The following is a 26355-nucleotide window of genomic DNA, read 5'->3' as shown; positions in this document are numbered from 1 at the left end:
AACCCCATTACTGAGCCAGTCTTGCGGCACACAATGCTGCCCCAATCAACCCTACCTTTGGGTTCAGGACGATATGGAGGGGAACCATTTCAAGCAGAGGACTCATCCGTCCTTTGTGATTAAAAGCGCTGAGGAACCGTCCATCGGTTAACAGAGGCAGGATTTTGGGTGCAATACCGCCAGCAACAAACATTCCGCCATAGGGCAGCAGTTTCAGGGCCAGGTTGCCTGCTTCGGCTCCATAGAGTTCTACAAACATTTGCAAAGTTTGCTCTGACAGGGTATCTCGTTTTTCCAGAGCCGCCTGACCAATCACAGCCCCCGGATCAACGGTCTTTTCGCTCTTGCCCATTTCCTGTCTCCAGGTTTGGATTGCCTCAGCAACTTCTGGAGATTCCTTGGCGATGTCGCGATCGCGCAAAAACTGATAAATCGACACAATTCCCTGTCCAGAGACTACCCGTTCTGTAGAAACTCGCTCTAGCCCGTGGTGTTCCAGCAGGTAGCGCAAAAGCTGAAACTCAAGCTGAGTACGGGGCGCAAAGTCTGTGTGCCCTCCTTCTGAACCATAAACTTGATAAGTGCCTGCCTGATGAATGATAAACCCTTCCCCTAAGCCAGTCCCGGCTCCAATAATTGCGATAGGAGCATCAGGCTGAAGTTTTCCAGGTTGGAGGGTGTGGAGGTCAGAAAGCTCTAAGCCCAAAACACCGTAGCCGACGGCTGCAAAATCATTAATCAATGAGACATGGGGAATATCGAGCGCTTGACTCAACCGATGGGTTTCCAGCGACCAGCTTAAATTTGTCAATTTTGAAGTGCCATCGACCACCGGACCCGCGATCGCAAAACAGGCTTTCTCAGGAACAGCCACATTTCCTATCTGTTGCGTCGCTTCCGCCAAAAACTTGCGAACCATTGGCACCAGATCAGGAAAATCGGCACTTCTATAGCGAGACTCATAGAGGGCTTTGAGGACGGAGCCTGTTCGGGTTGTTCCGGTTGTCGCTTCAACCAGGTTCAAGATTGTCTTCGTGCCACCGATATCTCCAGCCAGCAACAATGTCATGGTCTGCTTGTCCCAAAGTCACATCTCATTCTACAGGGATGGATCAGAAGCAGGGGCACCACTCAGGTACAAAAAATACGAAAGATAGAGCGATCCTACTTGGATGGTGAGATACAGTGATTTTAGATGAATCAGCCACAACGGCGTGTGGATAAGTGGATGAGTGAATCAGGCGCTTGACTACTGAGATCTCTCTGGTACGGCGCTATATTTCGCCTGCTCTGCATACATTGCCCGCAGCACCAGCGCGGGATCGACATACTGTCCGGAGTACTTCAACCCCCAGTGAAGGTGGGGTCCCGTTGTGCGCCCGGTCATCCCAATCCGACCAATGCGAGTACCTGCCGGAACAGCCTGTCCTTCAAAGATTTGCATCCCACCGGAGCGATCGCGCATAGACTTCTTACCATCCGCTGTCTCCACAGACCCTTCCATGTGGCAATAGATATGCTCCCATTCGCCCGACTTCACGACTACCGAGGTGCCACAAGCCGTGTGATCGGATACTTCAACCACCTTGCCCGACCACCAGTTGCGAATATAGCTGCCCTGGGGTGCCGCCAGATCTAAACCCCGATGGAACTCTTGCTCAGAAGCACCGTCAGGAGACCGACGATAGCCAAAGGGTGAAGTGTAGCCTTGAAAGTTTTCAACTGGGAAAGAGGCTCCCCGCCAGTTCCCTCTGGTTGCTACATTCGAGCCAGCTTCCAGCGCGCTGACCGTCGCCTGTTCTGTGCCAACAGGCACCAGGCTAAACAAGCTGACTCCTACAACCAGGAAAACACTCACGCTAAAAGCCGAAAGGCGCTTTGACTGGAAGATTGACCGTCCGATCATTCAATCACTCCTCAACTATCCATTGAGATTAAATGAGAGCCGAAAGGGAGATTTCTATGCGGCGTAGGGGAAGTATTTGCCCCTGACAAGCTGTATGACATTCACTCTTAATAACCAGCAAGAAGCCAGAGAACTTTTAAATTCTCAGGCAAACTCCATCTATCGGTGGATAGATTTAGCTGCATTACGAATAGCACTCGGTGTATGTTACCCCAGGTTGCAGCGGATGAATCTCTTTTTTTGATGAAGCGGAAAGACGCAAAATTTGGTAAAGAAAATCATGCAGCAACAATAACGCCTGCTTTTTATAGGCTCAGTTCTGCAAGCCCCAGGTAGCGAATGCCGAGGGGAGAAACTTCAAACCGGCAGGGAAGGATTTGCACACCGAGGGCGATCGCCGCTCGAAATAACTGCCCATATACAGGGTCGGCACTTTCGCCCGGTGCAAAATAGGAACAATCTCCCCGATTAATGAAATAAAGCATCACCGCAGACGCATCCGGTAGCAACGCCATCAATTCCCGTAGATGTTTCTGTCCGCGAGTGGTCACTGTATCGGGAAATAACGCCAGATTTCCCTGCACCCAGGTAGTGTTTTTCACTTCAATATAAGTGGGTTTGACCGACTCACCGGTTATGAGAAAATCAATCCGGCTTTTACGGTCTTTCCCATAGGGCACTTCATAGCGAATGGTGGTGTAATCATCCAGTTTGGGGATCACCTTCTGGGTCAGTGCCAAATTGACAACCCGATTAGGCAGGCTGGTGTTGACCCCTGCCCAGGTCGGTCCATTGTCATGGACTTCAATCATTTCCAGAGTGTATTGCAGCTTGCGAGTCGGGCTGTTGCTATGGGAAACATAAACCTGGCTGCCCGGAGCGCAAACGCCCGTCATGGGTCCGGTATTGGGGCAGTGGGCAGTAATCACTTCTCCCGTCGCCAGTTCTACATCTACAAAAAATCGCTTATAGCGTTTCAGTAATATGCCGGGATAGAGGGTCGGATATTGATAAAGAAAGTCGGTCATCAGCAAGAAATAAAAGTGCGCTCATGATCATAAAACGGAGTGAACGCACTCTAGCAACTCGACAAAACTGGCTTGGGTAAAGTGATGATCAAGGTGACAGATGTCAGATGTTAGGAATAGTAGGCAGATTTACGCCAAGTTCTACTAGGCGGCGATGGGGTTAGGTTGTTGTTATCACCCTTACCCAACTGGCATGGGAGTTATCCGCTAACTCTTCGTTGTAGCCTGCAAGCTGCAAAACCTTGTAATTTGGTCAAGATTCTATGACCTATTAAATTAGTTCAACTAGAAAGATAAGTTTTCATAATATAATTAACGATCGCGCTTCTAATCGTTCAGCGTCTACAGCCAAAACCTAACTGGGGTCTATTTTTATGTCTTCCTCCATTCGCTTTTTGATGTGTTCGCCCGATCACTATGATGTGGACTATGTGATTAACCCCTGGATGGAGGGGAATGTTCATAAGTCGTCGCGCGATCGCGCCGTTGAGCAGTGGCATCAGCTATTTCAGATCATTAAAGAACACGCGATCGTTGATCTGGTGCAGCCCCAGATTGGGGTACCCGATATGGTGTTTACTGCAAACGCAGGTCTGGTATTGGGAGATAACGTTGTCCTCAGTCGCTTCTTTCACAAAGAACGCCAGGGAGAGGAACCTTTCTTCAAGCAATGGTTTGAAGAACAGGGCTACAAGGTTTACGAACTGCCCAAGGATTTGCCGTTTGAAGGGGCGGGGGATGCCCTGTTTGACCGGGAAGGGCGCTGGCTATGGGCTGGCTATGGCTTCCGCTCGGAACTGGAAACCCATCCCATGATTGCCAAATGGCTGGATATTGAGGTGCTGTCGCTACGCTTAATGGATGAACGTTTTTACCACCTGGATACCTGTTTCTGCCCGTTAAGTAACGGTTATTTGCTGTATTACCCTGGAGCGTTTGACTCCTATTCCAATCGGTTAATTGAATTGCGGGTGCCCGCTGAAAAACGAATTGCAATTCAGGAAGAAGATGCGGTTAACTTTGCTTGCAATGCGGTCAATATTGATCACCTGATCATTCTGAATAAAGCCAGTGATGAGTTGAAGCAACGGCTCAGTTCCGCAGGATTCCAGTTAATTGAAACCGCGTTAGCTGAGTTTATGAAAGCTGGGGGTGCGGCGAAATGCTTAACCTTACGGGTGACAGAGCCAGTCCAGGCAGAAGTCCATGCTGGGGCAGCGGTTGAAAGCCGGGTAATTCGGATGGAAGGTCACTTGCTCGATGCTGGATTGATTAACCAGGCGCTTGACTTGATTGTGGAAGGGGGCGGCAGCTTTAAGGTGCTGAACTTTGACCTGGGTGAACAGCGGCAAAGTACCTCCTCGGCTGAGGTGAAGGTGACGGCTCCTGCCCATGAGGTGATGGAGACGTTGATGACCCAATTGATTGATCTGGGTGCGTTGCCTCCTCCCCAGGAAGTCTGCGACATGAACTATGAGGTGGTTACCCAGACGGGAGTTGCCCCAGACGATTTCTACGTCACTACGATTTATCCCACGGAAGTGCGGGTAAAGTGTGAATGGGTGAAAGTCCAGAACCAGCGCATGGATGGGGCGATCGTCGTGGATGATCAAACGATGTCTGCCCGGTGCAAACTTTTGCGTGACCTGGAGGTCGGCGATCGCGTTGTGGTTGGGGTGGAAGGTATTCGCACCGTTCGCAAAACCGAATCTCGTGAGCAACGCAACACGCAAGAGTTTAGTTTCATGGGGGCAGGCGTTTCCAGTGAACGTCGGGTGGAACTGGTGGTGGAACAGATCGCCTGGGAACTTCGCCAAATCCGAGATCAGGGTGGCAAGGTAGTGGTTACCGCAGGTCCGGTGGTGATTCATACCGGCGGTGGCGAACACCTGTCGAAGCTGATTCGGGAGGGGTATGTGCAAGCACTCCTGGGTGGTAATGCGATCGCGGTTCATGACATTGAGCAGTCGATGATGGGTACCTCCCTGGGTGTGGATATGAAGCGGGGGGTTTCGGTGCGGGGTGGGCATCGCCATCACCTGAAGGTGATTAACACCATCCGTCGCTATGGCAGTATCGCCAATGCCGTGGAACAGGGTGTTTTGACCAATGGCATTTTCTATGAGTGTGTCCGCCATCAGGTACCGTTTTCCCTGGCAGGTTCCATCCGTGATGATGGTCCCCTACCAGATACCCATATGGATCTGATTAAGGCACAGGAAGATTACGCCCGCTTAATTGAGGGAGCCGACCTGATTTTGATGCTTTCCTCCATGCTTCACTCAATCGGGGTAGGAAACATGACCCCAGCGGGTGTGAAAATGGTTTGCGTGGATATTAACCCGGCAGTGGTGACTAAGCTGAGCGATCGCGGCTCTGTCGAGTCGGTTGGTGTCGTCACTGATGTGGGTTTATTCCTTAGTCTGCTGGTGCAGCAACTTAACAAGCTCACCAGTCCTTATCGGGTTGCCCAACCTGTTTAAGTCATCGAAGCAGATATGGGCAATTAGTGATTAGCGCTTAGTTGTTAGAGCCTTGTTGAAGGCACAAACTAGCAACCAACCACTAAATAAGTGTCGATTTAGGGCGTTTCTTGTCAGCAGGTAGGGGCACTTTTCCAGGTGTCCACCGTCCAGGTCTAAAGAACCCTCTCAAAGCTGCCCCGCCTCTGTCAGACAAGCAGACTGTTGAATAACTGGTTCCCATGGTCCGAGATCGATGCCAGGGTGCTTGTTGCTTCGAATATTGCACTTTATCAGCCCCACGTCCTATGGAATACCTCTCTTACCTGTACCTGCCCCTCCTGGAAAACGCTGCCCAAACCGAAGATATCGGTGAAGCATCTGTCCCCGCTCAAAGCAGTACTATTTCTGAATTGTCACCAGAAGAAGAGTTGGACTCAGTGATTGATAGCGATCGCGCCAATCAGATGTACCCAACTCTCTATTTCTAGATACTGACGATAGCCTCCATTATCTCCAATTCAACGGTCCTAATCAAGGTTTTCTGGCAGGCGTAGACAATTTGTCTTGTCCCGTGCTGGTGCTTGTTTCCGGTAGCCCACTCGCATCGTTTTGGCTCCTTTCCTGAACAGCTACTGATGCCTTTAACCTTACGGACTCTCAGCTTGGCAGCCGGTGAATGTGGCGCGTGCGCTTCCAAATCCCCCTTTTTTTTGGAACACCTGTCCGAGGTGGTCGGCACCAACTCGACGTTCCGCTCACTGGCTAACTTGTGGTCCAGTTGCTGACGATTGTAGGTGTGCGGCTCTGTTAGTAAGCACGCTTCCAACGTATTCCATATCTTCTGGTTGCCAGCGTCTTTGCGACCCTGGTTTAGGTGCATCCCATAGTCCACCTAATCCCTTGGGGACTCGCAAATTAATAATCCCAACGTCATTCCCGCGCAGGCGGGAATCCATCGTGGAACAGATTGTCTAGCGGGTACTTTATTTTGGGGCACATCCCTTGGCTTACCAGCGCTGCAACATTTCTTGCACCGTCGCTCATTCCAGTTGGAAAAAAGCGGCGATTTTCTCCACATACATCCCTTGGTGACTCAAACGAACTACTTCAGCTCGACCTTTAACCCGCTGAGGAACGGTTGTCGTGGTGCGAAGCTCAAACAAGGTGCGCTTTTCGGCTCCATTGAGAGCAACGCGTAAGCGTGCGTCCTTATTCCGCCTCTCCGTCATCGTTGAAATCAATATCTTTATCTAACTTTACACTCTGAGCTTTTCAAGTCTAATCTACTCTGATCTACTTAGATAGAACATTTTGGGGTTGCTCATTGCAACGTTTGAACGTCCAACTGACCTGATACCAATTTTCTTTGAAGCTATACAGAAGAAAGCCTGGTAGACAAGGGGCTTAAGCCCCTTGTTAAATGCAAACGCATCTTGAACTGGGATGAGATGGCTATAGTTGATATTGGTAACCAACCGATTCAATTTTTAATAACCACCCGTTAAATTAGTTTAATTTGAATCTGAACAGATTCAACCTTTGTCAGGCACGGGAGCTTAAGCCCCATGTTGCATGGCTGCATAGAGAAGTCAACGTTGGGTATGAAAAAGAAAACGATATCGATATAGTATGATCTCATAAGCTAACACCAAACTTGAGGTTTATATCTCTTGGTAAGTTGGCAAAGTTGCAACCCACTCCCCACTATTTCGAGTTAAGTGAATGTCTAAAAAGAAAAAAATTGAGCCACTGACGGGTGATGCTCTGCTGAGGAAAGTCAAGGAACTGGAAAACCTTAGCAAAGAACAAAAAGCAAGAGAGTGCGGCTACTATACCATCACCAAAAATGGTGTGGAACGAGTTAATATGATGAAATTTCTCAATGCTCTGATTGATGCAGAAGGCATTGAGCTAGATGGTAAGCAAGGGGCAAACGGGCGCGGTGGACGTAGTGCCAGCTACCGAATTAGTGTGCAATCTAATGGCAACTTGTTGATTGGTTCGGCTTACACAAAGCAAATGGATTTAAGACCCGGTGATGAGTTTGAAATCTCCCTGGGGCGTAAACACATTCATCTCAAACAAGTTGACCGTCCAGAAGATGAGGACTTAGAAGAGGAATACTTAGAAGACGAAGATTTGGAAGACGAAGATGAAGATTTAGAAGACGAAGATGATGATGATGATGAAGAGTGAGCCTTATCTCTTATGCTGCTGATTGCTCTGAAATTGAGAGGTTCAGTGGTTCAGCAAGCACTGCTGGCTTCTCAATATAAGGTTGGAGCAGTTGTTGCGTCATTTCGAGACTAAACACTAAAGAAACTTTTTCCTGCTCTAATAGTCCCAAAATATGGGTTGGGTCATTGCGATCCACCACAGGTAGTTGGCGCAAGCCCCTGGTTGCCATTCGGGCAAGAGCATCAGAGGTTGGCTCATCCTGGTAGGCATAGAGCAAGTCTTTGGTACAAATTTCTCCCAAAGTCTGACTGCTTGTGCTGTCTGAAGGGAGATGCTCTGAAGAGTCGGAATCTTTCTCCCAACGGGAAACCGCTCGTCGGATATCCTGAAGGGTCACAATTCCGATTAGCTCATACGCTTCATTTACTACCAGAACACTGCGGGCTTGGTGCCGGGTCAACATCAAACCTGCCTGGAGAACGGGGACGGAGGTTGTCAGTGTCAGGAAACTTTGGTGCATTGCCCGACCGACTGGCAAATGGGTCAAAAACTCCACATTTGGATCTGGCTGTACGTTCAAGCCTGTGGACTGAAGGGTAGGAGCATGACGGGCGATCGGCTTCAGACGTTCAACTAACCAGGCGCTCAAGCCCACCGCTGCCATCAGGGGCAGAATGATGCGATAATCGCGGGTCATTTCAAACAGTAACAAAATTGCGGTCAGGGGAGCACGGGCACTGGCTGCCAAAACGGCTGCCATTCCCACCATGGCATAGGCAGGTGGGGCAGCAATCCAATGCGGATCAATCGGTAAAACTAGCGGTAGGAGCTTTCCATAGGCGGCTCCCAGGGATGCCCCCAAAAACATCGCTGGAGCAAATACTCCTCCTACTAGCCCACTGCCGAGGCTGATTGCAGTCATCGCCAGCTTAACAACGAGCAAAGTCAGTAATAACCACAGGGAAAACTGAGCATCTCGCAGCATCGCCTCAACCGTCTCGTAGCCAATCCCCAAAATTTGAGGAAATTGCAGCGCCACAATGCCCACAACTACGCCACCGATCGCCGGACGCAGTAAAAGTGGCACCCGCCCCATCCATGCCCCACGAGTTACATTGCCCTGAAAGAAGTTTTGTGCCCATTGAATGCTCTGGGTGTAAGCAATTGAGATCAGACAGGCAAACAGCCCTAACCCCAGATAAAGGGGTAACTCCAGCGAGCTGCGAACTTCGTAAACTGGCAGGGCAAAGGCAGGCTGCCCTCCCTGTCCAATTTGCGTGATGAGTGCGGCAACAACGGCTGAAAGCAGTACTACACTGACGGCTGACGTAGCAAAGGTCGTGCCTAAAACCACTTCCAGGGCAAAAAACACGCCTGCGATCGGCGCATTAAACCCGGCTGCCAGTCCGGCGGCGGCTCCTGCCCCCAACAACAATCGTTGTCGCTCTTGGGACACCTGCAATGCCTGACCTAGAATTGCTCCAATACTTGCGCCAATTTCCACACTGGGACCTTCGGGACCAAGGGATGCACCTGTGCCCAGAGAGACCGAAGCAGCGACGGCTTTGGCACTTGCCTGAACGGATGACAGACTCTCTACCCCTTGCGCCGTAGACAGTAAGGATGCAATGCCAGGACCAAAATCCTGCCATCGCCACCGCATTAGCCCAACCACCAGCCCACCGATAACGGGAATAGTTGCCAGGGTCCAGGCACCCAAGGAGGCAATCACTCCCATAAAGTCTTCCAGCATCAGGCTGTGGATCTTATCGATTAAAAAATGGAAGCCTACCACCGCCAGACCCGTTCCACTGCCGATCGCCACTGCCAGCATCAACACGACAGTCTCGGGCGAGGGCTGCAAGCGGTTCAAGCCACGAGCAAACCAGGACGATGGTGAGCGCACCATCGACAACGAAGAGGCGAAAGAATCGGAAGGGGGACTGGCGTTCATTGAAGATCATAAAAAAATACGACCCTGAATTGCCCTTCCGGTTGCAGGCTCCTAAAGGGTTAAGCTTTGGCAACAAGAAATAAAAATTCAGGAAATAGTTTTAAGAATAATTCTGACGGCTATACATTAAGTGTACACTCCAACAGTCCTGCTATGCTTGTCTTTAGAGCATTTTGTTGATTGAATCTTTAGTGATGAGGTTTTGCTAAAAGCATCCAGAGGGGGCAAAGTAAATTGGCGAGTGTGTAATCTTGGTGAGGGAGAGAACGATTGTTTTGCGATCGCGTCTCATTTTTCAGAGTTTACCGCTAATCCTAACGCGGCAATTTAATGTCCAAACGGTAGCTGAAGTCGCTGTTGTATTAACTCATACGAATGAACGCCCATACGTTTAACACGCCTTCTCCGACTTGTCCGGTCTGTCACCGAACAGATGCCATTAAGCCCCACAAACTGCTGCGTGGGCTAATTACCTGCCAGCATTGTAGGCAGCGACTCGTTGTTAGCTGGAGTGGGCACTACGTCCGCGATCCATTCACCTTGAAGCACCTGCTAACGGAGCAACGGTTGCGCCAGCAAAGCCATCCCTTAGCACGGTTTTGGCGCGATTGCAAAAGTTTTGGTAACCCATTGCTGCTTATGGTTCTAAGTAGTGTATTTTTTCTAGGCACAGCACTAGTTCTGCTCCAAGGTTCTCCCTCCAGGCAATCACCTTTAAGTCAGCCAATGCTGCTTGAATATAAGGATGATTAAAACCACAACTACCCTACGGGAACGCTTTTCGAATAGTCGCCACGACGATAGGCGGATAGGCTTTTAAAGCATCCTCTTACAGCCGTTTCCGCTTGCATAAGCCACCCATCCACACGCAATTGTAGTTTACTCATCTGGAAAATCGCTGTAAGGGAATTGCTAGCCAGATTTCTGCTCAAGCCGCCGCTTTGCTCCCTGCTCAAACCAGCCAATCACCTGAGTCAAGGTCAAATTTGTCACATTTATATTCGACTCTTGAGCAATCTGCTTTAAAGGCGGTAACGATGAAATCACTAGCTTGGAAAAGAACTTTCTAAACTCGCGATCGCCTCCTCCCTGCAAACTCTCATCCTGGTAAACCCAGTCCTCTATCTGCCCAGAGGTGAGGGCTTCAATCGTAGTTTGCTGCTGTTGGGCAATTTTTTTTAGCGATCGCAGAGCATAAATCGCGACCCGCGTCGCAAACTTGTCATGAGAAGTCAACAACGCCTTGTCTACTTCGGCGCACTCTTCAGGGGTCAAAAACTCAGTCGAAGGTTGCATAGGGTCAGGCTAATTAATAATCCAGTATTGGTTGCAAGGATTTAGTGGGTTTGGCGAATTAAATAGCCGCAGCGATGTTCACCGTCCACCAGCCAGTGAGTTCTTTCGACCTGGCAGTCAAGGGCGATCGCAAACATCTCTAATTCATGCCCACACACACTGGGGTAAGACTCGGCAATTTGGGAAATCGCACAATTATACTCTGTCAGAATGAAGGAAGTTCCATCCCCTTCCTGAACGTCAGCAACATCCGTCTGGCTGGCACCAACAGAATAGTATTCCGCCATATAGCCTTCTTCTCGACGAATTTCAACTAAATGTTTAACCCGTTCTTCCAGTGAAGCATCGCCTAGCCGCTCCCGATATTCAATTGCTTTTCGCTCCCACTGCTTTCGCAGAATAGAGCCAACCTGATCAGCTCCCACCGTTTCAGTCAGGGTATCCAGCAGAGATACCGCAAACTCTTCATGGCGGTGGGGAAACTGATTTCGACCCTCCCGACTGAGGGCATAAACATAGTTAGGGCGACCCATCCCCTCATGAATTACCTGATGGATAATCAACCCTTCGGTTTCCAAATCCTTTAAGTGACGACGAATCGCTTGAGGAGTGATCTGTAAATGTTCAGATAACTCTTGCGCCGTAGCCTGTCCCTGCTTTAAGAGAAGATGCAGGATGTCCTGCTTTGTAGAGTTCTGCTGAGTGGCAGTCATTCTTTTTCCACAAGTAGAACCTTTGCTATCCATCAAAAAGTAAATTTAAAGGCGATCGCCCACTTCCATCTACTTTGACAACAACCATGTTGCTAAAGTACCCTACAATGTAGTTAAGCAACAAAGTTGTTGTTTTAATTATAGAATCGATCCGTTGTCTTGTCGCGCTGCCTCATGAATACAGAAGCCAACCCTCCCAAAGCCAGCGAAAAAAGCCTCGAAGCCATGAGGCACTTCTCAGAAGCCTATGCTAAGCGCTCCGGTACCTACTTTTGCGTCGATCCTGGGGTTACAGCCGTTGTGATTGAAGGGCTGGCTCGCCATAAGGATGAGTTGGGTTCTCCTCTCTGTCCCTGCCGACATTATGAAGATAAAGAAGCTGAAGTCCACGCGACTTACTGGAATTGCCCTTGTGTCCCAATGCGTGAGCGTAAAGAATGCCACTGTATGCTCTTCCTGACTCCCGATAGTGATTTCGCAGGCGAAAAGCAGGAAATTACTTTTGAGGAAATCAGGAAAGTTACTGGACAGTACTAAGCCGTTAAGACTAAGCAGTTAAAAGTTTTGAGTAATGAGTTCTCGATCAATGACTCCCCACTCAAAACTCAAAACTCAAAACTTCTTGAGAGAGACACTACCCATGAGCACGATCGTCCAAAACCTGGTTAATCAGCCCTATAAATACGGGTTTATCACTAACATTGAGTCCGACACGATTCCGAAAGGGCTTAGTGAAGATGTGGTTCGGCTGATTTCGGCAAAGAAAGAAGAGCCGGAATTTATGCTGGAGTTTCGCCTGAGAGCCTATCGCCAGTGGCTCAAGATGACTGAACCCACCTGGCAAAATGCAAGCTATCCGGCGATCAATTATCAGGACATCATTTACTACTCGGCTCCCAAGCAAAAAGAAAAGAAGAAGAGCCTGGAAGAAGTTGACCCTGAGCTTTTGGATACCTTTGAAAAGCTTGGCATTCCCCTATCTGAACAGAAGCGACTGACCAATGTGGCGGTTGATGCCATCTTTGATAGTGTGTCTGTCGCTACCACATTTAAAGAAAAGCTGGCGGAACAGGGTGTGATCTTCTGCTCTATTTCTGAAGCTGTTAGAGAGTATCCCGATCTGGTGCGGAAGTACCTCGGTAGCGTCGTCCCTACCGCTGACAACTACTTTGCAGCGCTCAACTCGGCGGTTTTTAGTGACGGTTCCTTCGTTTACATCCCCAAGGGCGTTCATTGCCCGATGGAGTTGTCTACCTACTTCCGCATCAACAATGGAGACACGGGACAGTTTGAACGGACGCTGATTGTGGCAGAAGAGGGTAGCCACGTCAGTTATCTGGAAGGTTGCACCGCTCCCATGTATGACACGAACCAGCTTCATGCGGCGGTGGTGGAATTGGTTGCCCTGGATAATGCTGAAATCAAGTATTCCACCGTGCAGAATTGGTATGCCGGAGACGCGAACGGGAAGGGAGGGATTTACAACTTCGTGACCAAGCGCGGCTTGTGCCAGGGTGTCAACTCCAAGATCTCCTGGACTCAGGTAGAAACAGGTTCTGCGATTACCTGGAAGTATCCCAGTTGTGTGTTGGTGGGTGACAACTCAGTCGGTGAGTTTTACTCCGTTGCCCTGACCAACCATCATCAGCAGGCGGATACGGGTACTAAGATGGTTCACATTGGCAAAAATACCCGCAGCACGATTATTTCTAAAGGAATTTCCGCTGGTCAATCGAAGAATAGCTATCGCGGCTTGGTCAAAATTGGTCCCAAGGCAACGGGCGCACGCAACTACTCCCAGTGTGACTCGATGCTGATTGGCGACAACGCCCAGGCAAATACCTTCCCCTACATCCAGGTGCAGAACAATACGGGCAGAGTAGAGCATGAGGCTTCTACCTCCAAGATTGGTGAAGACCAGTTGTTTTACTTTACCCAGCGCGGCATTTCCGCAGAGGACGCGATCTCAATGATGATTAGCGGCTTCTGTAAGGATGTGTTTAGCCAGTTGCCTATGGAGTTCGCCGTGGAAGCCGATCGCCTCCTCAGCTTGAAACTAGAAGGTAGCGTTGGTTAAACGGACGGTAACAGCAATGGTTCAAACTCTCCAGGCAAATGATGTCACCTTACGAGATTTAAAGTCTCAGTTTGGACTTCAATTTGTTGAAGACGAGCAGTTTTTTCCAGAGTGGAAAAATGAATTGCCAGGAATTAGCGATCTAGAAAAATTCTTCTTAGATAAGGTGAAAGCAGGCTATCTGAGTTTAGTTGAAGATCCCCCTCTGCTTGAAAAGCCTGTTCAAATAGCAATCTTGAGTCCAATTCTATTTCTGGCAGATCCCTTTCTTCCTCCTTTTAGACTGAAAGCGGAACACTCTATTGAAATTGCTGCCGAGGATAAAGGAACGATCATTCGGGGTCAACTTGATATTTTGTTGATGAAAGAGCAGTTCTGGATCATGGCAATTGAGTCTAAAAGATTCTCTTTCTCAATGGAGGCGGGTCTAGCGCAGCTTCTAGCGTATATGCTGGCAAACCCCCATACGATTAAACCGAGTTTCGGATTAATCGTAACCGGTGGGACTTTTGTATTTATCAAACTGATTAAGGATACAACTTCAAAATACGCCTGCTCTAGAGAGTTTGCGATTCGCAATGCTGGAAATGATTTGTACGAAGTTTTCAGAATTTTGAAGCGGTTTGGGCAGCTTTGAGAGTTAAGGATGAAGAGGTAAAAATTGGTGATGAGCGAAACTAGTGAAGTGATTCTTTCAGTGCGGAACTTAACCGCTGAGGTTGATGGTAATCAGATTCTGAAGGGGTTAAATCTAGAGGTCAAAGCGGGGGAAATCCACGCGATTATGGGACCCAACGGTTCCGGGAAAAGTACATTCTCTAAAGTGTTAGCGGGACATCCTGATTACATCGTCACGGGTGGCGAAGTGACTTTCCTGGGACAGAATTTGCTGGAAATGGGGGCAGAAGATCGTGCCCGTTCTGGAATTTTCCTGGCGTTTCAGTATCCGATCGAAATCCCCGGTGTCAGTAATGTGGACTTTCTACGAGTGGCGTACAACTCCAAACGCAAACATGAAGGCTTAGACGAACTGGATGCCTTTGACTTTGACGAACTGGTTCATCAAAAATTGGATGTCGTCAAAATGAAGCCTGAGTTCCTTAGCCGTAGTGTGAATGAAGGATTTTCTGGGGGTGAGAAAAAGCGGAATGAGATTCTGCAAATGGCTCTGCTGGAGCCGAAACTAGGGATTTTGGATGAAACCGATTCTGGGTTGGATATTGATGCGCTCAAGGTTGTCGCAGGTGGGGTAAATCAACTGACATCACCGGAGAAGGCGATCGTCTTGATTACCCACTATCAACGCCTGCTTAACTACATCACACCTGACTATGTGCATGTGATGGAAGGCGGGCGCATTGTTACCACGGGTGGCAAGGAATTGGCACTGGAACTTGAGGATCGCGGCTACGACTGGGTGTTGGAAGAAGAGGCAGTGGGGGCAAAATGACGATTCAAGTTTCTACTGTTTCAGATGTGAAGGCAACGAATGGAAAGTTGAGAGGCGATCGCGTAGCTTACCTGCACCAACTACTGAGTTTGCGTCCAGAACTGGATGAATCAGTGGATTGGTTACAGCCTATTCGCGATCGTGCCGCTGCCAGAGTGCAATCACTGGCAATTCCTTCTACGAAAGATGAAGAATGGCGCTTCACTGATCTGTCGTCACTGCTGCCAGTCAACTTTCAAGCGGTTAGCCATCAATTTCCGGTTAATCCATCGAAGATTGAATCATTGAGTTTGGCAGAAAGCCCCTGTTGTCTGGTATTTGTAAATGGTGTTTTTTCTCCAGAGTTATCAACTGAATCGGTCCTATCTGAAAGTTTGATCACCGGGAACCTTGCCGGAATTCAGCAAACTTCTCTCAAAGATAAGATTCAAACCTATTTAGCAAAGCAGCAGGGATCAGAAGAGGTTTTTACGGCACTCAACACGGCAAGTTTGAGGGATGGGGCGATCGTCTATGTGCCTAAAAATCAAACCCCTGATACGCTCATCCATCTGCTGTTCCTCTCTACCACGGGTGAAAGCGCAGCGATTTCCCATCCTCGCACCCTCGTGATTGCCGAATCTGGCAGCAGTCTGACATTCGTTGAGCAATATCTCTCGCTGGGAGAAGGGGTGTATTTCACCAATCCAGTGACGGAAATCTGGGTTGAAGCCAATGCTCAGGTGAATCAGACTAGAATTCAGAGGGACAATCAGGCAGCTTTCCATATCGGTAAAACGGCAGTCTCTCAGGCGCAGGATTCTCGTTATACCTGCAATGCAATCAGCTACGGGGCGCAACTTTCTCGTCATAATTTAGAGGTTTACCAGGCGGGTGAGCAAACGGAGACTACTCTAAATGGGCTAACGATGATTGCTGGAGAACAGGTAGCCGATACCCACAGCTTAATCTCCCTGACCAAACCCCACGCCACCAGTAACCAGGTTCATAAGTGCATCGTGGATGACCGCGCCCATGCGGTGTTTAACGGCAAAATTTTTGTACCGAAACCCGCCCAACTGACCAACGCCGGACAGCTCAGTCGTAACCTGCTGCTCTCCCCCAAAGCCCGTGTGGATACCAAGCCCCAATTGGAGATCACCGCAGATAACGTCAAATGTGCCCACGGAGCGACGGTGAGCCAGTTAGACAGCGATGAAGTCTTTTATTTGCAAAGTCGGGGCATTGATGCCGATGCTGCCCGCAGGTTGTTGACCTATGCTTTTGCCTACGATGTGATCAGTGAAATTCCCGTTCCATCCCTTCGAGAGTCCCTTGCCCAGTTCGTTAGAGAACACTTCTAAATTGCAATGACATTCACCCAGGAAAAAACCCTCGCTGCCAAAGTCCACGCTGATTTTCCGATTCTGCATCAGCAGATTCATGGGCATCCTCTGGTGTACCTGGATAATGCAGCGACCTCGCAGAAACCGATCGCCGTCCTCAACGCGCTTCAGCACTACTACGAACACGACAATGCCAATGTCCATCGGGGGGTGCATACGTTGAGTTCGCGGGCGACGGATGCCTATGAAGGGGCGCGGGATAAAATTGCAGCGTTTGTGAATGCCGCTTCCCGGCAGGAGATTGTTTACACCCGCAACGCCAGCGAGGCCATTAACCTGGTCGCCTACGCCTGGGGGATGAACACCTTGCAACGGGGAGACGAAATCATCCTGACGGTGATGGAACACCATAGCAACCTGATCCCCTGGCAATTTGTTGCGCAAAGAACGGGTGCGGTTTTGAAGTTTGTCGAACTGACCGAGACTGAAGAATTTGACCTGGAACACTTCAAGTCTCTGCTATCGGACAAAACAAAGCTGGTTTCCGTGGTGCATGTTTCCAACACATTGGGCTGCATTAATCCGGTGACGGAAATTTGTGAACTGGCGCACCATTACGGTGCAAAGGTCTTAATTGATGCCTGCCAGAGTGCGCCCCATATGCCCCTTGATGTTCAAACAATGGACTGTGATTGGCTGGTTGCCTCTGGACATAAAATGTGCGGTCCTACGGGTGCTGGGTTTCTCTACGGCAAATTAGATTTGCTGCGCTCGATGCCACCTTTCCTAGGGGGTGGTGAGATGATTGCGGATGTGTTTCTCGATCGCGCCACCTATGCCGACCTGCCCCACAAATTTGAGGCAGGCACGCCCGCCATTGCCGAAGCGATCGCCCTCGGTGCGGCAGTTGATTACCTGACCGCTATTGGTATGGATAACATTCATGCCTACGAACAGGAACTGACTGCCTATTTATTCCACCAGCTTGAGCAAATTCCCGAAGTGAGAACCTACGGTCCCAAGCCGAACGCTGATGGCAGTGGACGCGCTGCTTTAGCTGCCTTCACCACTGGAACCACCCATCCCCACGATCTTTCCACCATCCTGGATCAGGCAGGAGTGGCAATTCGGGCAGGACACCACTGCACCCAACCGCTACACCGTCACCTGGGTGCCCAGTCTACTGCACGGGCAAGTCTTTACTTCTATAACACTCGCGCAGAGATTGATGTGTTTATTGCTTCGTTGAAAGAGGCGATCGAGTTCTTCGGTAGCATTTTTGGGTAATGGGTCATCCAGACCTTGGAGGTCTCAAAAACCTCCAAGGGATGTGCCCCCAAATAAAGTACCCGCTAGATAAGCTGCTCCACGATGGATTCCCGCGTGCGCGGGAATGACGTTAATGACGTTGGGACTTTATTAATTTGCGAGTCCCCAAGGTCTTAAACCTGCCCTAATTTCTTGAGGATTTCCTGCTGCACCTGCTCAATGGGTTGGTCGCTGTTAATTCTGAGGAGACAGTGACGCATTTGATAGTACTCCAGCAATGGGGCGGTACGTTCAAGAAATAGCTCAATCCGCCGCTGAATCGCCTCTACAGAATCGTCTTCTCTGCCTCTGGCAAGGGAACGGTTGATCATTACCGATTCGGGTGCTTCCAGGGCGATCGCATAGTCTACACGCTGATTCAGATCTTCCAGCAAAAAGTCCAGTTCTTCTGCCTGAAAAGCTGTCCGGGGGTAGCCATCCAGTACCCAACCAGGGGTGGCATCAGGACGCAATAATCGCTGGCGAATGAAGTGAATCATGACTTCGTCAGGAACCAGTTCTCCCCGCTCTACATAGTTCTGTGCCTGACGACCTAATTCGGTTTGGCTGTCACCATCCGAATCCTTGGCGGCGATCGCAGTTCGCAGAATATCTCCAGTCGCAATCCAGGAAACCTCAAGGCGATGGTGCAACCATTCAGCCTGAGTTCCTTTGCCAGCTCCTGGTCCACCCAGAATTACCAGTCTCATGTATGTATCCTTTGGTGTTTCTTACAGCATTCTCCCACTAAGGTGGGGTGAGGAGTTGGGAGTTGAGAGTTGAGAGTTTTAGACCGGAGGTTTTCCAAAGCCTCCGAGATTTGGGGGAAAGGGGATCTATTGACGAATCGACATATCTAGTGTTTCATATGGGAGCAATATCATCAGGCACGCTATATTTTGCCTATGATCCTGGTATGAAAACAATAAAAATTTAACCCTTGAGGAAGGCAACATGTCTTCTCTTTGGGTTTAATTAGACCAGAGTTTGACTGATACGACGACAAGAATCGTCAACTATTGGTATCTATTCACCCACCACCCTTTAGGTTCTTTGACATGGTTTCATCTGTAGAAGCCCCATCACTCACTTCTAAGCCGCCAATTACCCGTCGAATTGAAGGCTTGGTTCAGGTGTTTACCTGTTCTCACCGCAATTTCTTTACCAATGTGATAGCGCAGGCATTAAGACTGGCAGGGCAGGGAACTTCGGTGCTGGTGGTTCAATTTCTTAAAGGGGGAATTGATCAGGGATTTGATCATCCGGTGCAGTTGGGGCAAAACCTGGACTGGGTGCGGTGCAATCTGCTTCGTTGTATTGACAACTCCCACTTAGAGGAGGAAGAGACGCGATCGCTGGTTGAACTCTGGCACCACACGCAGCAAGTGGTGATGGGTGGAGAATATGAGCTGATAGTGTTGGATGAGTTGAGCCTTGCGATCCGGTTTGGGTTAATTTCTGAGGCTGAAGTCTTAGCACTTTTGCATCAGCGTCCCCGCCATGTGGACATTATTCTGACTGGACCAGAAATGCCCGGTTCTTTATTGGATGTAGCGGATCAAATTACCGAGCTTCGGCGCAGTCATCAACCATGAAGTGGGGAAAGGGGAAACGCGAACTGCCCCAGCCATTCAATCATGAGTCTGTTCACAACCTCTGGATTCTCGTCATGGGGACAATGTCCTGTATCTGGAATTGGGGTGAAAGTTACCGGATGGGTTTCGGTGAGTTGCTGGTAAATGGCAGAAACGGTAATCGGTGTCCACGGGTCAGCTTCACCCCACAGCACCAGCAAAGGAGCCTGAACCCTGGGCAGCAACTCTACCGGGGAAGGACCTGGAGGAGCCGTCAAAACAGAGGCAAACACCTGAGCTGCACCTGGATCGCAGGATGGTTCATAAATCAAGTCAATTAAATCATCGGTGACGGCTTCCCGATTGCGGTAGACCTGGTAAAGGGTGCGACGCAGGCGAGCTTTTTGGCGAATGCGGTTGAACAGAATTGGACCAATGAGTTGCGATCGCACAACCCGCGTAAACGTCCCCATGATTATTCGCAGAGGGAAATTTAGCTCATCAGGACGGTGGTTCAAACCGCCTGCACAGTTAAGTAGCACTCCCCCTGCCGCCATTTCGGGATAGTTTGCCAGCAGCATCAAACAGAGCAACCCGCCAATGGAGTTACCCACAAAAACCGCTGGCTGCTGGATATGATCTGTCCAGAAGTCGCGTAACATTTCCTGCCACAGTTCCAGGGTGTAATCCAGAGCGGGCTTCTCGGAACCGCCAAACCCTAGCAAGTCGATAGCAAACACCCGGTAGCCTGCTGCTGCCAGAATGGGAAGATTTTTACGCCAATGTCCCAAAGAGGCACCAAATCCATGAATCAAAAGTAATGGCTGCCCCGTTCCCATTACGGTGTACTGTATCCTGTGACCCCGCCAGGTCCAGGTCAATTTCTCAAGCGTCGAAATCTTGTCGAGGTTTGTAACCACAGTTTTTATAAAGAATCATTAACATTTCTATCATAATATTTTTTCTATAAATTAAATTTTGGAGTTGGATCCATGACCGAACCCTGGCAGCAGCCCCATGTCATTCACCATAGCCAGCGACTATTGCAGAGCTTCTCCCATTGGGTGGGGCGATCGCTCCTGGATGGCAAAGGTACCGGTACCCCCCCAGAAATTGCCCGCTTGCTGTTTGAAGCCCCGTTTGTGCTGGTTTCCCACGGTACCGAAGCAGACCCCATCTTTAACTACGGTAATCGTAGAGCGCTGGAACTATGGGAATTGAGTTGGGAGCAGTTTACCCAAACCCCTTCCCGCTTAACTGTTGCCCCGGTTGAACAGGAGGAACGCGATCGCTTACTCGCCCAAGCTCGATCCATGGGCTATATCGACAACTACAAGGGGATCCGCATTTCCAGTACTGGCAAGCGATTCTGGATTGAGGACGTTCTGCTCTGGACCGTCATCGATGAACACCAGCAACCCTGCGGTCAGGCAGCAACTTTCCCTAAGTGGGAATGGATTGCGGATTGATGCTACCTGCCTTTTGCAGCAGGAGTGTTACCGGAAAGACCGGGAGCCGTTCCAGCCAGACCGGGAGGAAGGCTGCCTGATTGACCAGGCGTATTGCCCGAAAGACCGGGAGCCGTTCCCGTTAAACCGGGAGGACCACTGCCTTCCTGACCAGGGGTGTTACCGGAAAGACCAGGAGCCGTCCCAGCCAGACCGGGAGAAGAGTTGCCCAATTGTCCAGGCGTATTGCCCAAAAGACCGGGAGTCGTTCCCGTTAAACCGGGAGGATTGGACCTTCCTTGCCCCGGAAGATCTCCGGTTGCTCCGGTTCTCGAATCGGGTTGACGACCCGCACGCTGGATAATGCCTGTCACCGACAACGTGCTGGGTCGAGAAACCGTTCCAGATTGAGGGATGGTTAGATCGCCTGGATTTGGAGGGGTCACTGGAGACACAGCGGCAGATGCCGGACTATCCATCCCAGGGGACCCATCCTGAGTCTCACTCGTTCCGGTGGGAGAGCTTGAAGTTACAGGGTTCTGGGCTGTGCTGGAGCCAGTGATGGGAGCCTGTGCCTCGACAGCGGCGATCGTTTCTTCCTGGACGGCAGCGATCGCTGGATCCGCTGATCGGGAACCTTCCTGCCCCGACAGGCTTAATCCCTGAACCAGATTACTGGTTTCATAGAACGTTCTCAGGTCAAAGTTGTAGACCCGCTCAATTCGGTTCTGGACGATAACTGCCATTTGCCCCGCTACCAGTGGTTGGTTCTGAGTGCGATCGCGGTTAGCAACCTCAATTCCGCTAGTAGTCAGTGCCCCCACCAGCGTCGTCTCTGTCTCCGGCACGTAGCGAACAAACAGCGCCGAGCCACGAATGCCGGTAGCGGCGTTTGGCGTTTGGATGCGTGTCTGTCCCCGACCAGGGGGAATCAGCAATAGAACCGTGCCGTTGTTTAACCGAAAGTTGCGGGTTTTGGGTAAAAACTGAAACAATGCCTGCTCACCAACTCTTGCCAGAGAACCATCATTAAACCGCAGTTCTGCCAAAGATTGTTGCGCTGTAGAAAGGGCATCTCCGGGTGTCATGGTATCCCTGATCCTGGCAGGACGGGGAGCCTGATTTCGCTGTAACAGACGGACTGTTCTGCGAATGGATTGAACAACTGCTCGCGTTAATGGAGTCTCTGCCCGTACTGCAACAGGCAGCAGGAAGGCATGTCCTGCCCACACGGTTACAGTCAGGAACAGGGTTAATCTGCACCGCAGAAGTTTTCCGACCATACTAAACAACCTCAGCGAACTGGGCTTCGACTTCTCTACACCAGACCGTCAGTGCATCTCTTCATCTCTTCCAGACGAACAAATCACTTTACGGTTCCATCCCTTCCCGTTGGCACTGCTTGATTTCGGGGATAGAAAAAAGCACTGAATGCTTGAAACTTCATTTCAAATCATCTTGCTTCCAGCAACACCAAACTCATTCGTTAAACCAGCAAGGTAAGGGACGATAGAAGCCACCCATGAACAGAACGAAGAAAAGAATCACTTTGGTAGAAATACCAGGTAAAGACAACTCTATTGCCACTACTGTCAGATTCAGGCACAGGTAGATACTTCCGGATCTTTGATGCTTGATGCTCAGGTTCAGAATAGGCAAAAAGGGCAACAGCCGAACTCTACCAGAAGGTGCATGCTAAGGAAATTTAATTTTAACAACGAAAGACTTGCATGGACATTTCCCTAATGGAGTGTTGCACTGTCTAATTTTATGGATCTACTGATCGCCTATCACCCGGACTATGGGGCATCCCTCCCAGAAGGACATCGCTTCCCGTGCGGTGGGGAGCACAGGCTAATAGTCAGGTGTGGGCTTGGAACTCTCAACTCTCAACTTTCAACCCTCAACTCTCAACTCTCAACTTCCATAATCCACCCTTTGATCTCGGTTTCGGTGAGGGGGCGTTCTAGTTTGATGTACTCACTTTGGGCTGCCTGGAGCAGGTGTTGCATTTGCACGGGCACTCCCTGGTCGGCAGCCAGAAAAGCGGCGTTTAAGGCAATGTTGCGAATGTTGCCACCAGGAACATTAAGTCTCGCCAATTTTGCATAGGACAGGTTTTCTGTTGGCGTGTTTTTGGGAAATACCCGTTGCCAGATTTCTGCCCGCTGGGTGGCATCGGGAAAGGCAAACTGGACGACAAACCGCAACCGACGCAAAAACGCCTGATCGAGGGAGTTTTTCAGGTTGGTTGTCAGAATTGCCAGCCCCCGGTAAGACTCCATTCGTTGCAGCAGGTAGGCAACTTCCATATTGGCGTAGCGATCGTGGGAATCCTTCACTTCACTCCGCTTACCAAACAGGGCATCCGCTTCATCAAATAGGAGGATGGCTCCCCCCATCTCGGCGGCATCAAAAATGCGTCGCAGGTTCTTTTCGGTTTCCCCAATGTACTTACTGACGACGGAACTCAAGTCAATCCGGTATAGATCCAGGTGCAACTCATTGGCTAAAACCTCAGCCGCCAGGGTTTTGCCCGTACCACTGGCTCCCGCAAACAGGGCACTAATGCCCAACCCGCGCTGCCCTTTGTTGGCAAACCCCCATTGCTCATAGACCTTTGCCCGCTGTCTCACCTGAGCCGCGATCGCCGCTAAAGTTTGGACTTCTTTCTCTGACAAGATCAGATCATCCCAACCAACCTGGGTGCGAATCGGTTGTGCCAGTTCTTCCAATCGGGGGCGTGAATGGCTCAGACAGGCATTCCAAAGGCGTTGGGATAGATGCCCCACCTGCCCAGACAAGCTCTGAGTAGAAATTGCTTGAATTGCCAGGGTAGACAGGTTAAAGTGGCTGACTAATTTATCAATTTGGGCAGTCACTTTTTCGTTACCTGGTGCCCATACCTCTCTCAACGATTGCTGCCAGAGTTGCCGCTGTTCAGTGGCAGTGGGTTGAGTTACCTCAAAGCTGAACGCAGACCGTTGTCGAATTGAGCGGCGATCGCGGCTAAACACAAACAGCGGTTGCTGGCTGATCTCCATCAGACGAGCAATGGCACTGATTTGGGGATGGGGATGGTTGTTTCCCTCACTGGTTTCTGGTACGCCGTCACAATCCAGTAGCAGCAAGCTATTTCTTAAAAGGGCTTCCCGTTCCCACAGGGTTTGAATCAGATTGAGCTGATTGAAATCCGTTGGCAAAATATCTGCATTCAAATTCAGCAGACCACAGCCTAATTTGGCGCATACTGCCGTAGCGATCGCCCGTTTTGTGGCGCTGTCATACCCACACAGTTGCACCAGGGCAGGACTGGTTGCCTGCTGTAACAGGGTGGCGATCTCTGTTACAAGCTGCTGTTGAGACTGGGGTAAGGAGAGTGGGGCATCGGTGGGCAGTACCGTGACAATGCCGACCAGTTGGGGATCTAACTGGGTGTCCCCTAACAAAAAATGGAGGATTCGCTCATTAATGCGTAACGGACTATGGATGAGGGACGACGAGCCACTCAATTCAACCAACTGCCAGCACCGCAGAGGCGATTCCACGGTTAGGGCACTCCAGTGAGGCTGGGGCAAATGACTCAACGCAAAACCAAAGGTTGGGCTGGCGTTTAATGAATCCATAGACCGGATCAAAGCGATCACTTCAGGGTGTAGTTCCATGCCTGCACACAGAAGCACAATCGCCCGTTCAAATTGAGAAAGTTCAAACAGGCGACACAAATCATCAATTGCCGCTGGAGGGGTCAGCGGTTCTGGTAGCGATTCTAAAGTTTCCTCAGATTTCAGGTGCGCTGTGATCTGAGCGATCGCCGCCGTCAAATATTGGTGATTTAACCCTGCCCACTGAGGCGTATGTTGAGAAACAACCCCATTAATCATCTGGCTGCTCGGCTGACTGAATCAATGACTTCAAATAAGCGATCGCCGCCTGGGGGGACATCAGCAAGGCTTCCCCCCGCTTTAACAATTCATACTGTCCCTGGTGGTAACCATGCCCCGCAATTAACCCTAGTGCGATCGCCCGATTCCCCAACTGATTGAGCTGGTTATAGTCAAAGCTATCCGCTTCGGAGCCGCCATTATTGTTGGGGTTGATTGAATCGTCCATGTTGGGAAAGGGGAGTGATTGGTGGTTGCCAGACCTCCGAGGTTTTCAAAAACCTCGGAGGTCTAAGCCTGACGATCCTACTTCTAACAACTAACAACTAACAACTTCCCTCACTCCCTACCGAACTGTCACTCTAGGTCCGATATACCATTCATAGGTGAGGCTATCTGGATTATCGTCAATGTGTAACTGCGTCTCTGCTCCATCTATCATCAGGCGCACTAAATAGTCTCCTGGCTTAACTTTTTGGAAGGGGATGGTAATAGAGGTGCTGTCTTGATTCCGCTTTTGGGCATCAAATAAATAAGACGCTGGATTTTCGATGCCCCACTCATTCAGTACCATCACCACACGCTGGGTCATACCCATGGCTAAGTTCGTTTGCAATTCTAATTCTCCCGATCGCAACTCATCCTCATCCTGAGTTTCCGACGATAACGAAATGGACAACAAGCGGGGGCGTAAAACAAACGGGGCAGCATTCGATTCCTTGCCACTGTGGTGGGAGGACTGACCAGGGTGGGGGGGATGGATGACTTGCAGGCTTTGAATGCCCGCCCGTAGTACTGTTGGTGGCATCAGGGACAGGGGCACCAAAATTTGAGTTGGGCTAACTTCGGCAGGAGTGACTTCAATGCCACATAGGCGCACCTGAGTTGCCCAATCCCCTTTTAGTTGTTTGCCGGTAATCACCAAAGTGCTGTCCGCCAGAATGGGTTCAGACCTCCCTCCCTGAGCAAAGATTTGCTCTACCTGGGGATGGGTGAAAAAGGGAGACAACCCACTGGTGCGGCGATCGCGAATCGGTAATCCTCTGGTTGGGGATTCCTCTCCTTCCACCAGCACCACCAGAATTTTGTAACCAATAGAGAGTAAATAGGGCGTTTGAAAAAACACTGACCAGGCTTTTGACAGATCTTCTAAATTAAAATCCAGCGGCACAATGTTCATCTGCTGCACCTGCTCTGCCAGATTTGACTCCTGCAAAAATGGCAATGTCGAATCGCGACAGGCTGCACGGATCATCTCCTGGGTAATGATGCGCTTATCACTCAGGGTCCGAACAACACTGCCCAGCAACCGTTGCGGTTCCAGTTCGGCATCATTGCCATAGAAGGTGAACATATAGAACAAATCCAGAGCTGCCTGGCGTTTGGTTGGCGAACCCCGCGATCGAAATGGGGCGGCATCCATATTGTTCAGCGCCGGATTGGTAATCACCTGGTATAGAAACAGGTTCACCCCTGTTTCTGGCGTGCCATTGCCAATATCACTGGGACGCACCGTGGTAATCCGCGCTCCCTCAATATCAGTTTGCACCGCTGCCTGAAGCGTTCGCTGGAGTGTTGCAGTAACCGTTGCGACGGCGAGGTAGTTGCTCATGAGGGAGAGGAGAGAGGAGTGGGGGAGAAGGGGGAGAGGGAGAGGGAGAGGGAAGCGTTGCTTCTAATTTCTATTTCCTCCTATGGGACACTGAGTACATAGCACCTACCTCCAGATACTAGTGGTTTGTCAACTTT

At 50.0% G+C, this 26355-nt stretch carries 24 protein-coding genes and 1 pseudogene; 12 read left to right on the top strand and 13 right to left on the bottom strand.

All coding sequences use genetic code 11. The features are described from left to right. Positions 1-7 precede the first annotated feature (7 nt). From AC1S52_RS03350 to sfsA, 3 genes are all read right to left on the bottom strand, one after another. Positions 8-1069, bottom strand: coding sequence for a glucokinase (locus tag AC1S52_RS03350; RefSeq protein WP_482027625.1), 1062 nt, complete (start codon positions 1067-1069; stop codon positions 8-10). A gap of 180 nt (positions 1070-1249) precedes the next feature. Beyond that, entirely contained in the window at positions 1250-1906 is a 657-nt protein-coding gene (locus AC1S52_RS03345) for a M23 family metallopeptidase (protein WP_482027624.1), read from the bottom strand. A gap of 305 nt (positions 1907-2211) precedes the next feature. After that, positions 2212-2934, bottom strand: a complete 723-nt coding sequence (gene sfsA / locus AC1S52_RS03340) for a DNA/RNA nuclease SfsA (protein ID WP_482027623.1) — start codon at positions 2932-2934, stop codon at positions 2212-2214. A gap of 374 nt (positions 2935-3308) precedes the next feature. On the opposite strand from sfsA, the gene argZ reads away from it, so the two are divergent. Next, positions 3309-5417 (top strand): bifunctional arginine dihydrolase/ornithine cyclodeaminase, encoded by a 2109-nt coding sequence (gene argZ / locus AC1S52_RS03335; RefSeq protein ID WP_482027622.1) that lies wholly within the window; start codon positions 3309-3311, stop codon positions 5415-5417. 287 nt (positions 5418-5704) lie between these two features. Further along, complete coding sequence (locus AC1S52_RS03330) at positions 5705-5887, top strand: hypothetical protein (RefSeq protein WP_482027621.1); 183 nt, start codon at positions 5705-5707, stop codon at positions 5885-5887. A 181-nt stretch (positions 5888-6068) separates the two neighbouring features. On the opposite strand, the pseudogene AC1S52_RS03325 reads toward AC1S52_RS03330, so the two are convergent. After that, positions 6069-6628 (bottom strand): annotated as a pseudogene (locus AC1S52_RS03325) (COG3415 family protein); the annotation flags it as partial. Positions 6629-7121: 493 nt separating this feature from the next. Between AC1S52_RS03325 and AC1S52_RS03320 the strand changes: the two are divergent. Continuing rightward, positions 7122-7595, top strand: coding sequence for an AbrB family transcriptional regulator (locus AC1S52_RS03320; protein ID WP_482027620.1), 474 nt, complete (start codon positions 7122-7124; stop codon positions 7593-7595). Between the two features lie 10 nt (positions 7596-7605). On the opposite strand, the gene AC1S52_RS03315 is transcribed toward AC1S52_RS03320, so the two are convergent. Next, complete coding sequence (locus AC1S52_RS03315) at positions 7606-9531, bottom strand: chloride channel protein (protein WP_482027619.1); 1926 nt, start codon at positions 9529-9531, stop codon at positions 7606-7608. Between the two features lie 375 nt (positions 9532-9906). On the opposite strand from AC1S52_RS03315, the gene AC1S52_RS03310 reads away from it, so the two are divergent. Next, positions 9907-10284, top strand: a complete 378-nt coding sequence (locus AC1S52_RS03310; protein ID WP_482027618.1) for a hypothetical protein — start codon at positions 9907-9909, stop codon at positions 10282-10284. Positions 10285-10443: 159 nt separating this feature from the next. Here AC1S52_RS03310 and AC1S52_RS03305 read toward each other — a convergent pair whose 3' ends face one another. Together AC1S52_RS03305 and sufR are read right to left on the bottom strand one after the other, a co-directional pair. After that, a complete protein-coding gene (locus AC1S52_RS03305) occupies positions 10444-10827 on the bottom strand; it encodes a hypothetical protein (protein ID WP_482027617.1) in 384 nt (127 codons plus the stop codon). Between the two features lie 41 nt (positions 10828-10868). After that, positions 10869-11540 carry an iron-sulfur cluster biosynthesis transcriptional regulator SufR gene (gene sufR / locus AC1S52_RS03300; RefSeq protein WP_482027616.1) on the bottom strand — a complete coding sequence of 224 codons (672 nt, stop codon included), beginning with the start codon at positions 11538-11540 and terminating at the stop codon, positions 10869-10871. Positions 11541-11714: 174 nt separating this feature from the next. Here sufR and AC1S52_RS03295 point away from each other — a divergent pair, with 174 nt between their 5' ends. From AC1S52_RS03295 to AC1S52_RS03270, 6 genes are all read left to right on the top strand, one after another. Next, on the top strand, positions 11715-12077 hold the full coding sequence (locus AC1S52_RS03295) for a ferredoxin-thioredoxin reductase catalytic domain-containing protein (RefSeq protein WP_482027615.1): 363 nt from the start codon (positions 11715-11717) through the stop codon (positions 12075-12077). Between the two features lie 103 nt (positions 12078-12180). Further along, on the top strand, positions 12181-13617 hold the full coding sequence (sufB, locus tag AC1S52_RS03290) for a Fe-S cluster assembly protein SufB (protein ID WP_482027614.1): 1437 nt from the start codon (positions 12181-12183) through the stop codon (positions 13615-13617). Positions 13618-13633: 16 nt separating this feature from the next. Next, positions 13634-14254: a restriction endonuclease subunit R gene (locus AC1S52_RS03285; RefSeq protein WP_482027613.1), complete on the top strand. Its 621-nt coding sequence runs from the start codon at positions 13634-13636 to the stop codon at positions 14252-14254. A 30-nt stretch (positions 14255-14284) separates the two neighbouring features. Then, complete coding sequence (gene sufC / locus AC1S52_RS03280) at positions 14285-15067, top strand: Fe-S cluster assembly ATPase SufC (protein WP_482027612.1); 783 nt, start codon at positions 14285-14287, stop codon at positions 15065-15067. Then, complete coding sequence (sufD, locus tag AC1S52_RS03275; RefSeq protein ID WP_482027611.1) at positions 15064-16410, top strand: Fe-S cluster assembly protein SufD; 1347 nt, start codon at positions 15064-15066, stop codon at positions 16408-16410. The genes sufC and sufD overlap by 4 nt, the downstream gene beginning before the upstream one ends. Positions 16411-16416: 6 nt before the next feature. Next, on the top strand, positions 16417-17679 hold the full coding sequence (locus tag AC1S52_RS03270) for a SufS family cysteine desulfurase (RefSeq protein ID WP_482027610.1): 1263 nt from the start codon (positions 16417-16419) through the stop codon (positions 17677-17679). 155 nt (positions 17680-17834) lie between these two features. On the opposite strand, the gene AC1S52_RS03265 is transcribed toward AC1S52_RS03270, so the two are convergent. Continuing rightward, positions 17835-18410, bottom strand: coding sequence for an adenylate kinase (locus tag AC1S52_RS03265; RefSeq protein ID WP_482027609.1), 576 nt, complete (start codon positions 18408-18410; stop codon positions 17835-17837). A gap of 348 nt (positions 18411-18758) precedes the next feature. Here AC1S52_RS03265 and AC1S52_RS03260 point away from each other — a divergent pair, with 348 nt between their 5' ends. Next, a complete protein-coding gene (locus tag AC1S52_RS03260; protein WP_482027608.1) occupies positions 18759-19295 on the top strand; it encodes a P-loop NTPase family protein in 537 nt (178 codons plus the stop codon). Here AC1S52_RS03260 and AC1S52_RS03255 read toward each other — a convergent pair. Further along, positions 19286-20194 carry an alpha/beta fold hydrolase gene (locus AC1S52_RS03255; RefSeq protein WP_482027607.1) on the bottom strand — a complete coding sequence of 303 codons (909 nt, stop codon included), beginning with the start codon at positions 20192-20194 and terminating at the stop codon, positions 19286-19288. The genes AC1S52_RS03260 and AC1S52_RS03255 overlap by 10 nt on opposite strands. Positions 20195-20266: 72 nt before the next feature. Between AC1S52_RS03255 and AC1S52_RS03250 the strand changes: the two genes are divergently transcribed. Further along, a complete protein-coding gene (locus tag AC1S52_RS03250) occupies positions 20267-20743 on the top strand; it encodes an MEKHLA domain-containing protein (protein ID WP_482027606.1) in 477 nt (158 codons plus the stop codon). Between the two features lie 2 nt (positions 20744-20745). Here AC1S52_RS03250 and AC1S52_RS03245 read toward each other — a convergent pair whose 3' ends face one another. From AC1S52_RS03245 to AC1S52_RS03230, 4 genes are all read right to left on the bottom strand, one after another. Further along, on the bottom strand, positions 20746-22005 hold the full coding sequence (locus AC1S52_RS03245; protein WP_482027605.1) for a FecR domain-containing protein: 1260 nt from the start codon (positions 22003-22005) through the stop codon (positions 20746-20748). A 627-nt stretch (positions 22006-22632) separates the two neighbouring features. Further along, positions 22633-24606 (bottom strand): ATP-binding protein, encoded by a 1974-nt coding sequence (locus AC1S52_RS03240; protein WP_482027604.1) that lies wholly within the window; start codon positions 24604-24606, stop codon positions 22633-22635. Further along, positions 24599-24835, bottom strand: a complete 237-nt coding sequence (locus tag AC1S52_RS03235) for a hypothetical protein (RefSeq protein ID WP_482027603.1) — start codon at positions 24833-24835, stop codon at positions 24599-24601. The genes AC1S52_RS03240 and AC1S52_RS03235 overlap by 8 nt, the downstream gene beginning before the upstream one ends. Positions 24836-24952: 117 nt before the next feature. Beyond that, complete coding sequence (locus AC1S52_RS03230) at positions 24953-26218, bottom strand: Pvc16 family protein (RefSeq protein WP_482027602.1); 1266 nt, start codon at positions 26216-26218, stop codon at positions 24953-24955. Positions 26219-26355: the final 137 nt, after the last annotated feature.

It is taken from the genome of Kovacikia sp. CALU 1929 (assembly GCF_056784235.1).
Note: the sequence above shows the minus strand (reverse complement) of the source record. Positions and strands in the feature narration are given on the sequence as shown.